The 12,719-nt window shown below is 53.9% G+C and carries 12 protein-coding genes; 7 read left to right on the plus strand and 5 right to left on the minus strand.

The genetic code is table 11. The features are described 5' to 3' along the window. The first annotated feature begins 74 nt into the window (after positions 1-74). From TH468_RS13870 to TH468_RS13880, 3 genes are all read left to right on the plus strand, one after another. Positions 75-1,898, plus strand: a complete 1,824-nt coding sequence (locus TH468_RS13870; RefSeq protein WP_246832339.1) for an EAL domain-containing protein — start codon at positions 75-77, stop codon at positions 1,896-1,898. 86 nt (positions 1,899-1,984) lie between these two features. Next, positions 1,985-3,634 carry a diguanylate cyclase domain-containing protein gene (locus TH468_RS13875; protein ID WP_246832340.1) on the plus strand — a complete coding sequence of 550 codons (1,650 nt, stop codon included), beginning with the start codon at positions 1,985-1,987 and terminating at the stop codon, positions 3,632-3,634. Further along, positions 3,631-4,992 (plus strand): DUF2336 domain-containing protein, encoded by a 1,362-nt coding sequence (locus TH468_RS13880; RefSeq protein WP_085645050.1) that lies wholly within the window; start codon positions 3,631-3,633, stop codon positions 4,990-4,992. The genes TH468_RS13875 and TH468_RS13880 overlap by 4 nt, the downstream gene beginning before the upstream one ends. A 26-nt stretch (positions 4,993-5,018) precedes the next feature. On the opposite strand, the gene TH468_RS13885 is transcribed toward TH468_RS13880, so the two are convergent. Continuing rightward, complete coding sequence (locus tag TH468_RS13885) at positions 5,019-5,501, minus strand: GNAT family N-acetyltransferase (RefSeq protein ID WP_246832341.1); 483 nt, start codon at positions 5,499-5,501, stop codon at positions 5,019-5,021. Positions 5,502-5,546: 45 nt separating this feature from the next. Beyond that, positions 5,547-5,801, minus strand: coding sequence for a sulfurtransferase TusA family protein (locus tag TH468_RS13890; RefSeq protein ID WP_085645318.1), 255 nt, complete (start codon positions 5,799-5,801; stop codon positions 5,547-5,549). A 118-nt stretch (positions 5,802-5,919) separates the two neighbouring features. On the opposite strand from TH468_RS13890, the gene TH468_RS13895 reads away from it, so the two are divergent. Together TH468_RS13895 and TH468_RS13900 are read left to right on the plus strand one after the other, a co-directional pair. Then, complete coding sequence (locus TH468_RS13895; protein WP_085645055.1) at positions 5,920-6,843, plus strand: sulfite exporter TauE/SafE family protein; 924 nt, start codon at positions 5,920-5,922, stop codon at positions 6,841-6,843. After that, positions 6,843-7,601 carry a TIGR02186 family protein gene (locus tag TH468_RS13900; protein ID WP_085645057.1) on the plus strand — a complete coding sequence of 253 codons (759 nt, stop codon included), beginning with the start codon at positions 6,843-6,845 and terminating at the stop codon, positions 7,599-7,601. Before TH468_RS13895 ends, TH468_RS13900 begins: the two co-directional genes overlap by 1 nt. A gap of 12 nt (positions 7,602-7,613) precedes the next feature. Here the strand turns inward: TH468_RS13900 and TH468_RS13905 are convergent, their stop codons facing one another. Beyond that, on the minus strand, positions 7,614-7,805 hold the full coding sequence (locus TH468_RS13905) for a hypothetical protein (protein WP_085645059.1): 192 nt from the start codon (positions 7,803-7,805) through the stop codon (positions 7,614-7,616). 35 nt (positions 7,806-7,840) lie between these two features. Here TH468_RS13905 and TH468_RS13910 point away from each other — a divergent pair, with 35 nt between their 5' ends. Beyond that, complete coding sequence (locus tag TH468_RS13910; RefSeq protein WP_037988523.1) at positions 7,841-8,347, plus strand: universal stress protein; 507 nt, start codon at positions 7,841-7,843, stop codon at positions 8,345-8,347. A 56-nt stretch (positions 8,348-8,403) separates the two neighbouring features. On the opposite strand, the gene TH468_RS13915 is transcribed toward TH468_RS13910, so the two are convergent. Together TH468_RS13915 and TH468_RS13920 are read right to left on the minus strand one after the other, a co-directional pair. After that, on the minus strand, positions 8,404-10,815 hold the full coding sequence (locus TH468_RS13915) for a tetratricopeptide repeat protein (RefSeq protein WP_085645061.1): 2,412 nt from the start codon (positions 10,813-10,815) through the stop codon (positions 8,404-8,406). A 187-nt stretch (positions 10,816-11,002) separates the two neighbouring features. Further along, entirely contained in the window at positions 11,003-12,085 is a 1,083-nt protein-coding gene (locus TH468_RS13920) for a saccharopine dehydrogenase family protein (RefSeq protein WP_085645320.1), read from the minus strand. 177 nt (positions 12,086-12,262) lie between these two features. Here TH468_RS13920 and TH468_RS13925 point away from each other — a divergent pair, with 177 nt between their 5' ends. Further along, on the plus strand, positions 12,263-12,700 hold the full coding sequence (locus tag TH468_RS13925; protein WP_085645063.1) for an Lrp/AsnC family transcriptional regulator: 438 nt from the start codon (positions 12,263-12,265) through the stop codon (positions 12,698-12,700). Positions 12,701-12,719: the final 19 nt, after the last annotated feature.

The following is a 12,719-nucleotide window of genomic DNA, read 5'->3' on the forward strand; positions in this document are numbered from 1 at the left end:
TTTAAGAAGAAGATGGCAAATGACTTCGGAGCTCTTCCGAAGCTTTTGGGGGGTAAGGTTGTGATGGTTCTCTTATGACAGACAATATGGGGTATTCGGCGGAAACAAACGACAGGGATCTACTGGCTGCCATGGCGTTTTGCTGGGCGGACATGCTGCTTGAAGTCGACGAGAACGGATACATCCTGTTTGTGGCCGGTGCGACCGAGAGCCTTTTGGGCTGCCCACCGGAACGCTTGATTGGCGAAGCCCTTGAAAAACTGGCTATTCGGACGGAGCGCCCTCTGTTACGCGCCTATCTCCATGCTCGTTCAGGCATCAAACGGCTAGAAGAAATCGATCTTGATTTTCAATTAATCGAAGATAATGGAACGACCTCAGGCAATCCGGTTCCCCTGTCACTAAGCGGCTATATGATTTCCGAACCGATCGGACGTTATTTTATTGCAGCCCGCCATCGCGCCAGCCGCACGCACGCAAGATCCAGTATTGACCGCTTGATCCTTCAAAACACGCTGTCTTCGTTAAACACGGCATCGGAAAAAAACGAACAAAAACATGAAGCTGCGGCAAACTCGATGCCAAGCTACAGCGAAACGCTTGTCGTCTTGGAAAATCTTGCCACTGTTCGCAGCCAAGCAGAAACAAATGCAACCAAAGAACTTGCGGGTTTGATTGGCAGCAGTTCCCGAGACAGAGAAAATAGCCAAAGCCTCTATCCAGAGAACGGCCATCTGGTTAACGAGCCGATGATTGAACTCGAACGCCGGATAGTCGCCTACGCCAGTGCGCTACGTGACGACCTAAAGGATGCCGATGCCGATTGCGACGGCGTTTTGAATACTGACGTCTCATCTCAGGGCCTGAGCCCTGACGCCCGCAGTTCAAGTAATTCAGGGCCAACCAACGCCAAAGATCTGTTTGGAAGCGACTATGACCTTGCCAGTGGTTTGCATCGGCAAACACACGCTATTGATGCGCAAACCGACAATGTCGAAAAAGAAACCAACCTGACGCGTGCTATCGCTTATGCGCTTAACCGCATACAGCACCGAGGTGATTCTGATGTATCGGCCGAACGTCTTTCTGCAAGCTTGCCGCATCTTATTCAGGAAACGCTGAAATCGGTTCGGGCATTTCGCGAAATTGTGCAGAACGGATCCTTTGCCGTCGCATTGCAACCTATCGCACATCTCGAAAGCCTTGAAATGCATCACTATGAAGCATTGGCAAGGTTCCATGACGGTGGCAGCGCACTTGCCGTTGATCAGATCATTCATTTTGCCGAAGGCACCGGGCTGATTACCGAGTTCGATCTGGCGATGTGCCAGAAGGTACTTGGCCATATCACGCTCGAACCTGATCGCGTAACTCATCCTGTTGCCGTCAATTTATCCGGACACTCCCTTGAACAGCAGGATTTTCTACCTGCACTTGAACAAATTCTGGATCGGTATGATGTTGATCCAGCAAAAATCATGTTCGAGGTAACCGAAACGTCGCGCATTCGGGGACTTCGTGATGTGAATGAAGACTTGCAGCGCCTGCGCGCCCGTGGACACCTTGTATGTCTTGACGACTTTGGGGCGGGCGCCGCCAATTTCGAATACCTGAGCGCGCTTGATGTCGACATCATCAAATTTGATGGTGGTGCGATGCGAACAGCATTGGCCAAACCCAAGGGCCGCGCCTTTATCAAAGCCACAGCCCTGCTTTGTCGCGACCTTGGCATCCACACAATTGCGGAAATGATTTACGACCAAACCAGTTTTGAATTGGTTCGCGATCTGGGCATTGATTATGGTCAGGGATATTATCTTGGTGCACCTGTTACTCTTGCTGATATCCGCGCCGGATCGTCAGACACCACAAGCGCCACAAACAGGGGGCAAGAATGAACCGGGCCCATAACGAAGCTGAAAAAACGATGCCTGAATATGGTCCAACCACAGCAAGGCAAGCATTCATACTTGATCCCCAGACGATGGCTAACGCGGAAGCTCCTGTTCTGGTCATGGAAAAAAACGGCACGCCGATTTTCGCAAATAAAAATGCAAAGAGTTTTGCAGACGGTATCCGCGACGGACTTTTTCCCGAAATCAACCAGCTTATCCTGCAGGCGGCTATTACACCGGGCGGAGTTGTCGAGTTACTGACTTTCGAAGTTCAGGGCGGCACCGCGACATTGGAACTTACCGTATTACCAATGGCGGATGACCGACTATTATTACTTCCACGAGACGTCAGCATGGATCGCAATCTGCGTGAAGCATTGATTGATTCGCGCCAGCGTTACCGCGACATTGTTGAAGTATCCTCTGCCTTCGCATGGGAAACCGACGATACCGGCAAATTCATTTTCGTCTCGCCGCGTGGGGCACTTGGCTACAAAGCCGAAGAACTTGTCGGACGGTCCCCACTTGATTTCCTGCTTGATACTGCAGATCAGGATAGCGAAATCGTATTTCGAAGCCAAAAGGCCGCTCGAGATGTCCCGGTCTGGCTCAAACGCGCCAATGGTAATGCCGCTTGCCTGGCCGTTTCCTCAACCCCGGTTTATACACGTGATGGCCGATGGACCGGGACACGCGGCCTTGCCCATGACATTACGGAACAGCGCCGCCGTGAAGGCGAAGTTGCAACCGCGCGAAATCGTGACCGACTGATGACCTATATCGTGCGCACTATGCGCGATGAAATCGACCCAACCCTTGTTCTCAAAGGTGCCGCCGAAGCCAGTGCCCGTGCATTGGCCTGTGCCGGATGTGCAATTTTTCGTCGGAACGAAGATACCAACAAGATCGAAATGGTTGCCTGTCACGGTCGTCAAGACATTGAGCTTATCTCTAATCAGGCCTTGAACCAACTTGGCAAAACCGACGATGTTTTCGAAGCAGAAATCGAAAGCTATCGCGTTCTTGCTCATCACTCCCACTATCATCAGCGGGTGAATGGTGCAGTGATATTTATCTTCAATGCCGATCACCCCGTCCCAAATGAAGGCGAACGCGCCATTATGTCGGAGGTCTCGGATCAAATCGGCATTGCAATCGAACAGGCCGCACAACATGATCGTATTGTCACCCTGTCGCGAACTGATGGCCTCACCGGCCTTTTGAATCGGCGTGCCTTTTTCGACGAACTCGGTCGCCGTCATGCCCGACTGCTGCATGACGACATGCCTGCCGCGCTGATGTATGTTGATATGGATAACTTTAAACTGGTCAACGATGTGCACGGGCATCAAACTGGTGACGAGGCTATTCTGGCACTAACCCGTATCCTTCTGGACAACACCCGCCCGGTTGATCTGGTCGCGCGCCTTGGTGGGGATGAATTTGTTGTCTGGCTGGATGGTGCAGATAAGGAAACAGCAGCAAAACGCGCACGTATACTGCTGGAAAAAAGTACCGCCTTGTCCTCGTTCTCTGGCGCCAAAGATCGGCCGCTCGGCATTTCTGTCGGCATTGCCGTACGGGATGCAGCATCCAAAGAACCGCTTGAACAGCTTGTGCTTCGCGCCGATCAGACCATGTATCAGGTGAAAAAACACGGCAAAGGCAGTTTCGGCATTGCCGCCCCTCCCGGATCGGATGAACCGGCAAAAATAGAAAACCAGGAGACACCCCGATGAAGGGCTTTTTGCAGCGGGTCTTCACCAAACGTCGGGAAACCCCGATCACGTATGATGAAGCCAAGGATATGGCAGCCAGCCCGGATGCAAATGTGCGCGGGGTACTGGCCCAGCGCCACGATACCAAACCCGAAATCCTGTACTATCTTGCAAGTGATGCGGATTCCCAGGTGCGGCGTCATATTGCAGCAAACCAGGCAACCCCGGTACAAGCCGACGTCCTGCTGACAGACGACAAGGATGATAGCGTTCGTGGCAGTCTGGCCGAAAAGATTGCCAATCTGTCAGCCGGACTGACACCCAACGAGTCGGACAAGCTGCGCCGCATGACCTACGAGGCGCTGGACAAGCTTGCCCGTGATCAGGCCGTCCATGTCCGTCAGGTGATTTCCGAAACGCTCAAGGATATCGCCAACGCGCCGCAACCGATCATTCAGCAATTGGCACGCGATACGGAAAGTGTCGTGTGCGGACCAGTTCTGCAATATTCGCCGGTTCTGACCGAAACGGACCTGCTTGAAATCATCGAAGGCAGCACAGGGCGCGGATCGCTAAGCTTTATTTCGCGCAGACGCAATGTCGGCGAAAAACTGGCTGATGCGATTGCGGCAAGTAGCGATAAGGACGCGATTTCGCACCTTCTGGGCAATAAATCGGCGCAAATCCGCGAAGAGACGCTTGATCAGCTGATTGATCGTGCCCCGGATTATCCCGAATGGCACAAGCCATTGGTTGAACGCCCGCAACTGCCACCAACAGCGGCCGGGAAACTGGCGCGATTTGTGGCCGAAAGCCTCATCAGTGTGCTTGAACGTCGTAAAGACCTGAAAAAGGAACAGCTGGAAGCCGTGCGTGAAGTGGTCAATCGCCGCATTTCGTCAGGCGAATTTGACAAACGCGACGAAGTCCCGGTTGAAACCCGCAAGGCCAAGCAAAAAGAGGCCGAAAAGAAAGTCGCCGCCAAGGCAGACGGCGCAGCGGGCGAAGAGGAAGAAGAATCCTCTTACGAAAAGGCCTTGGCCCTGCACAGCAAAGGCAAACTCACCGACAAGGAAGTTGCCAAGGCATTGGCCGCCAATGATGTCAAACTGGCACGTGCAGCCTTGGCCGTGCTTGCCGGAATTCCGCCAGAAGCGGTAAGCAAGGTCCTGAATACCCATTCGGCCAAGGGGGTTGTATCGTTGGCATGGAAGGCCGGCCTTTCAGCCGAACTGGCCGTTAAAATTCAGGTCAAACTCGGTCATGTTCCGCCCGGTCAGACGCTTAATCCCCGTGGCGAGGCATATCCCTTAAGCGAAGAAGACATGAAGTGGCAGCTTGAATTCTTTACCGGTATGGCAACGGTCGGCCTACGCTAAACCCTACCGGCCATACCCGCCCGCGATCAGGCCGAACGCAGCATTGATATGTGGGCGATGCCATCTTCATAGAAAGCTTCGCCGAACTGCATGAAGCCAAGCCCCTCGTAGAAGTTTTTAAGATACAGCTGGGCATTCAGAAAAATGCCCTTACCCGCAAAGGTGTCTTCGCAGGATGCAATGGCCTGCAACATCAGTTTACGGCCGATCCCCTGCCCGCGCAAATCCGGGCTTGCCACAACACGGCCAATCGCCGGATGGCTGCCCTGTGCGGAATGGTCCGGATCTATACCGGGTGCGACAATACGTGCGGCGGCCACCACCTTGCCATCAAGCAATCCCAGAACATGCTGACAAAGTGGATCCAATCCATCAATATCGGGAAAAAGACATTCCTGTTCGATGATGAAAATCTGTTGCCGCAACTGCAAAAGGTCATGGACCAGACGCGGCGTCATATCGTCAAAGGCACAATGAACCCATTGCAGGGGTGATGATGAGGCGGACATGGCGGCAACTTTCATTTCCGGACGTGGCCGGTGCGGTTCTTGTGGTTATTTCGCGGCCAGATTCTCGATATGATAGATAAACACACCATCCTCCTGTGTCGATGACAACAGACGGTTTCCTGTCATATCACAAAAGGATTTCATATCTGCAACCGATCCCGGATCCGTTGCCAAAACCTTTAGAACGCCGCCACTGGGGACATCGCGCAACGCCTTCTTTGCCTTCAGCACCGGCATCGGACAGATCAGCCCGCGGGCATCAAGAACAAGGTCGAAAGGGTCTTCTGGAGTAAGCGACATGAAAAACCTTACAAAAATCGGGATAATAACCGCCAATCCGTGAATTGGCGATTGTTGCATTTGCACAATATGTTAGACTGATTTTCCAGAATCAATCAAACGCTGATGCCCGCCCGCAATGCAAATCTATCTGCCTATTGCCGAGATGTCGGTAAACATTTTTCTGATATTGGGGCTTGGCGGCGGCGTCGGATTTTTGTCCGGATTGTTCGGCGTTGGCGGCGGATTTCTGATCACGCCGCTTTTGATTTTTTACGGAATCCCCCCTGCAGTATCGGTTGCCACCGCGGCAAACCAGATCGTTGCGTCCTCGGTTTCCGGGGTCTTTGCCCATTGGCGGCGCGGCAATGTCGATCTTAAAATGGGCCTTGTGCTGCTTGCGGGTGGTATTGCCGGATCGACCGCCGGGGTTTGGGTCTTTGCCTGGTTGCGTTCCCTAGGCCAGATCGATTTGGTCATTTCACTTTGCTATGTGATCTTTTTGGGAATCATTGGCGGCATGATGCTGATCGAAGCATCGCGCGCCATTTTCCGTACCCGACGCCGCGGCGGTCAGCTCCGCCGCACTAAAAAGCACCAGCACAGCTTCGTGCACGGTCTTCCACTTAAAATGCGGTTTTATCGCTCGGGCCTTTATATCAGCGCATTACTGCCGCTTCTTGTCGGGCTCTTTGTTGGATTATTGACGGCTCTGATGGGGGTTGGTGGCGGGTTTGTCATGGTTCCGGCCATGATCTATATACTTGGCATGCCGACCAGTGTCGTTATCGGGACGTCGCTGTTCCAGATCATTTTCGTGACTGCCAACGTTACTTTCCTGCAATCAATCCAGACACAGACCGTCGATGTCGCCCTTGCCATCCTGCTTTTGATTGGCGGGGTCATCGGGGCGCAATTTGGCGCGCAATTCGGATCGCGGCTTAAGGCAGAGCATTTACGCGCAATGCTGGGGCTTCTGGTGCTCTCGGTTTGTCTGAAACTTCTGTTCGATCTCGTGATCACGCCGACCGAACTTTATTCCGTTGCGCCGGAGAATTTGTAATGCACAAATCGGGCGCGATCATCCGCACACTGCTTGCCGTTGCAGCGGTGCTGGCTATGACCACGCCTGACCGCGCGCGTGCTGATGCGCTGGTTGTCGATCTCTCCAACCATCTGGTTGCCATCACCACCGGATTTACCGGCACAGATGTCCTGTTATTTGGTGCCGTGCAAAGCGAAGGCGATGTAATCGTGACCGTCAAGGGCCCCGATCAGGATATGGTCGTGCGGCGCAAGGAACGTAAAGTCGGCATATGGGTCAACAGCGAAAGTGCCACTTTCCGCAATGTGCCCGCCTATTATGCCAGTGCGTCGAACCGGCCGATGGAAATCATCGCTAATTCCCAGCTTTATAACGATTACCGTATCGGGCTTGAACATCAGCGCTTTGTCACCGAAATCGATGACAAGGACCGCAACAGCAGCGATTATCGCGATGCGCTGCTGCGTAACATGCGCGCGGCCGGACTTTTCAATCAGCGGCCCGCCAAAATCAGCTTCCTGTCCAACCAGCTTTTCCGGACTGATATCCATTTTCCGGCAAATACGCCGACTGGTACCTACACCATCAATGTCTATCTGATCCGGGATGGTCGCATTGCCAGTGTTAAAACAACACCGCTGGTCGTATCAAAAACCGGCGTAAGCGCCGAGGTTTATGACTTCGCCCATCGTTATTCGGCACTTTATGGCATCATCGCCGTCATCATTGCGATCGGTGCCGGCTGGATCGCAAGCGTCGCCTTCCGCAAACGCTAATCCGGGCTCCAATCACTGATTGAACTTTTGCGAACGGTCCCTTTCATCTGCGGATTTTCGCACATGCACCATCGCGTTTTGCAGTTGCGTAAAGATATTTTCTTTGCCGGAATGCTTGAAAAATAACTTGGAAACAGGGCTTGAATTACGGCAAACTTTGTCTGTCCGGCTTGATTGCGCCTCGCCCCGCACGTTGGTGCCCATTCACCCGGAACCCATTTTATTCAGGACAGGACGACATGAATTCATTTGATGCCGACCGCGAACTGCGCGCTGCCACCACGGACCGCACGTTCCTTGTTGTGGTCGACGACAGTGACGAAATGACCAAGGCACTCCGCTATGCCTGCCGCCGTGCACAGCATACCGGCGGACGCGTCGCATTGCTAAGTGTGATCCAGCCAGCCGAATTTCAGCACTGGATGGCTGTTGGCGATCTGATGCAGGAAGAAGCCCGCGAGAATGCGGAAACACGTGTCAACGAACTGGCCGCCTATGTCCATGAACAAACCGGCTCCATGCCGCTTCTGTTCATCCGGGAAGGACGTCTGAAAGACGAACTTCTGAATTTGCTCGACGAAGAAGAACAGATTTCCATTCTGGTTCTGGCCGCAGGCACCAACAGCGACGGCCCCGGCCCGCTGATCACGGCTTTGACCAACCGGGATGTGGTAGGTCAATTGCGCCTGCCATTGACCATCGTGCCAGCGGCCCTGTCAGAAGCCGATATCGACGCGCTCAGCTGATCGCACGCCAGACAACGCATAGCCCGGCTTTTTGCGTATTGATATCAACAGGCTTATCAAACGGCGCGATCTTCAAGGAAGTTCATATAGGTTTCAAAAGACGATCGTTGCCCAAACAGGACATGGGCACGATTACGAATGGCCTGTGAGACGACCGAACGTCGCCGTTTATCCGTTGCCAGTGTCAGGGCGGTTTCAACGTAATCTGCGGAATGATAGGCAACGCAATCAAAAACCGAAATCTGGCGATAACAGGTATGGCTACGCCGTGATCGCGCCCCTTTGCCCGGCAGGGTCACAAGCGGCACACCAAGGCCAAGGCAATCAAATGCCAGCATCGCATCATTCCATGCCGGACTTTCAAGAACCACATCCACCGCACACAGCAGGGAATGAAGATCTGCACGACTATGTACCGAAACAAACCGCATGCGTCCGGCGACATCGGCATAGTTAAGAGCAAACCGCCGCCCCCAAGCCGCGTCCCAGCTATCGCGTTCCGGTGCGATCAGCAAAAGTTCGGCGGTTTCATCAAGACGCAGGATTTCGGCAATCAGCGGATCAAAATCAGCCGTCAGAACATCAAGCGGCTGCGGGCAAAGATAGGTATTCCGATCCTGATCAATCCGCCAGCGGCGCTGCAAATCGCCCGGCGGCAAGGTGATCTCATCGGGCCGTGTTGCGTTGACAAACAATCCGGGCAGACGGATCAATTCCTCGCTAAAGCGGGTTTCACCGCCCGCGGTTTCCCAATCCTCAGCAATCAGGTGGCAGTCAATATTTGCAAGCCCGGTCGTCGCGGCAATCCCGCCACCGGCAATTTGCAACGGTGCCAGCCGCCAGCTTGCCAGCAGCATCGTATAAGCATCGGCCTGCGGATCGGCATAATGCAAAACATCAAGATCAAGGCCCGCGATCACCCGCGCCGAATGCAACGGATCAAGTGGCAATGGCACCACCAGATCGGCCTCGGCATCAATACGGGCGGTTATGTCATCTTCGCCCAGTGGCGGACGGATCACGGTAATATCGAAACGATCCCGATCAATCGCCCGGACCAGCCCCGAAATCCACCGGCCAATACCGTTGTCGCGCATATTGGCTGACACAACACCAAGCCGAACCTTGCCGCCCTTTGGTCTGGTTCGCGCCGCAACATGGGGTACGTCATACCCCGAAACCAGCCGTTCCCAATAATGACCAACCGCGCGCAATTGCGCATCGCCTTCGGGACGAAGCGCCGCACGCCATACCGGCGGGAACCGTGTCAGGGTAATCGGATCGATCAGGTCACTTTGGCCAAGATCAAGGTCCAGATCATCTTCATCAAGCGTATCATCGAGAAGATCACGAACAACTTCGTCATTCTGGGCTGCCAGATCGGCCGGAACCGGCGCAAACAGTAATCGGCGGGCCGTTCGGAACAACGCCGTATTTTCCCCGATGGCAATCTTGCGATCAATGGCGTTCTGCAAAACCGATTGGGCCGATGCCGCGTCGCCTTCTTCGGCCAGCTCGACCGCCAGCCGGAACACAGCATCATCGCCACCACCCGCACCAATCGACGCCCCAAATCGCTCGACGGCTTCGCTGTGACGTCCGGCAAGGCTTAATGCCTCGCCCATCATCAAAAGAAGTTCGGGATCGTTGGGATTTGCGTGCAAAAGTGCTTCAAGCGCACCAATCGCATCTGTCCCCTGCCCGGTCCGCAAATACAGCAGTGCCAGCGTACGCCGCGCCCCGGCATCCTGCGGATCAAGTGCCAGAACCTGACGCAGGCAATGCAGCGCCCCGGCAAACTGTCCCAGACGGAAAAGCGCATCGCCATAAGCCGTCAGGGCGCGCTGATGTCCCGGTTGCAGTTCAAGGGCACGCAAAAGGGGTTCGGATGCCGAAACCGTTCGCCCCTGATCAAGCCGGATCTGCCCCATAAGTACAAGTGCATTGACGATATCATCACGCAGCCTGAGCGCGGTTGTGCAGGATGCCTCTGCCCCGGCGACATCCCCCATGGCATACTGGCATGCCCCAAGATTGGCATGGATTTCGGCAACATCGGGTGCCAGTCGAAGGGCCAGCATGTAGTTTTCATGCGCCAGTTCAAGTTCATCAAGCTGGCGATAGGTATTGGCGATATTGCAATAAAGTGCAGGGGAATCGGGGCATAGGCGAATCGCGCGCTTGAACGCACCAACGGCTTCGCGCAATTTTCCGACTGCCTTTAACGCCTGCGCATGATCGTGCTGGATTTCGGCGTTATTGGCATCCGCTATTGCAGCCCGGCCCATGCGTTCGGCAGCAATATCACCATTACCCTGTTTCATCGCCACCAGACCGGCCAGATGCATGGCTTCTGCCGCCTGCGGATAGGCAAGCGTCATCTTGCGGCAGGCGCTTTCTGCCTCCGCCAGTTGACCCGTTTCAAACAGGTCGATTGCAAACCGGAACATCTCGCCAAGATCAGACAAGGATCGTATCGCCACCCGAGAGTTTGTTTAATCCGCCACCATAGGCGCCAAGCGTTAACAAACCACGTCTTTGCCACAAAATATGGGTTCTGACTATGGCAAGCACACACAAAAAACCACCCGGCCTGACAAGACCGGATGGCGAAGTTTGTCACCACGCCAAAAAGCATGATGTGGGGGTTATTCGTCAAGCCTCGTGGCTGAAGTAACGACCGAAACGGTTGGCAAGGAAATCATCAAGCGAAACCTGTTCCTGCCGGATATATCCCTTGCCCGCCAGCTTCCCGGTCAGAACCATATCCATCACCGCACAAAGCCCGGCCGACGTCGTGATCTGGATCGCCGACCAGTTCCTACCACCGATTGCCGTGCCATGAACCTTGCGGATAAAGTTTTCCTCGCAAAGCTCGCCATCGCGGGTACCAATTGCATCGGCAAAAATCACGATCACGTCCTGACTTGTGATCGGCAGCGACTTTTCAAAGATTTCCTTCATCAGATCAGGGCGTTTGCCAAGCCCAAGGTCTTCGATCAGGATTTTCAGGATTTCCTGATGCCCGGGGTAACGCACGGTCTTGTAGTCAAGGTTTTCGACCTTGCCTTCCAGCATGTCACAAAGCGCACCGACCCCGCCCGATGTATTGAATGCCTCGTATTCGGTGCCATCGATGGTGAAACGCTCATATCCTTCAAGCGGCAGAACCTCGATCCGCTTGCCCTTGTGGATGGCTTCGCACGGGTTCAGATATTCGTTGATCAGACCATCTGTCGACCATGTCAGGTTGTATTTCAACCGGTTGGTCGGGTTTTGCGGCAGGGCACCGACACGAAGACGCAGGTTCTGAACGCTGTCAAACCGCTTGAACAGATCATGTGCCGCAATCGAAATAAAGCCAGGTGCCAAACCACATTGCGGCACAAACGCCCCATCGGCATCCTTGGCAATATCACGAATGGCACGGGTGGTTTCAACATCTTCGGTGACATCAAAATAAGATGCGCCAACACTGCGCGCCGCACGCGCAATCGCGACATTAAGGTAAAACGGACAGGTCGACAGGATTGCATCATGGCCTTTGGCCACTTCCGTCAATGCCGCCTCGTCGGTGACATCAACCTTGACCAGCGTTGCCGCATCATCCTTGGCACAAATTTCAAGCATATGCCCGTTGGAATCCACCAGAGTCACCGCATATTCGCCACTTTCACGCAGCATGACAGCAGCAATACGACCAATTTTACCTGCCCCAAGGATCAGAACTTTTTTCATTTCAGCAAACTCCCATTTTGACGCCTTTGACCGCATATGATGCGTGGCCCCGCCTGATTATGGCCCTGATAACGTTATTGTTATGCTGTCTTGATGGTCTTCCGCTGGACTGCCGGTTACAACCCGGCGATACTGTCATTTCTCATGATTTAACCATTAAAATCACGGGCTACACCGATGAAACGCAACATTGATGACATTGATCGCCGCCTGATCGCCCGGCTGCAACAAAATGCCCGCACCCCGATTGCGGTCCTTGCGCGTGATGTCGATCTGTCACGAAGTGCTGTTCAGGAACGCCTTGAACGCCTTGAAAAGGCAAAGGTCATAACCGGATACACAATACAGCTTGGCGAACAAGCACGGGCGCTTTTGCTTGCCGAAGTCATGATACAGGTCGAACAGAAACAGTCCGCCGGGGTGGTCGGCGCGCTTCAGAAAATAACCCACTGCATTCGATGCCTTGCAATTTCCGGTGAATATGACCTTATCGCCGAAATTGCCGCCGACACATCCGAAGAACTTGATACCGTTCTCGATCAAATCGGTGCCCTGCCCGGAATTAAACGTACGGCAAGCTCAATCATCCTTTCCACGAAATTTGATAGACGATAAACTGCCCCCCGGGTTGGGG

It is taken from the genome of Thalassospira sp. MCCC 1A03138 (genome assembly GCF_002115785.1).
Taxonomy (GTDB): Bacteria; Pseudomonadota; Alphaproteobacteria; order Rhodospirillales; family Thalassospiraceae; genus Thalassospira.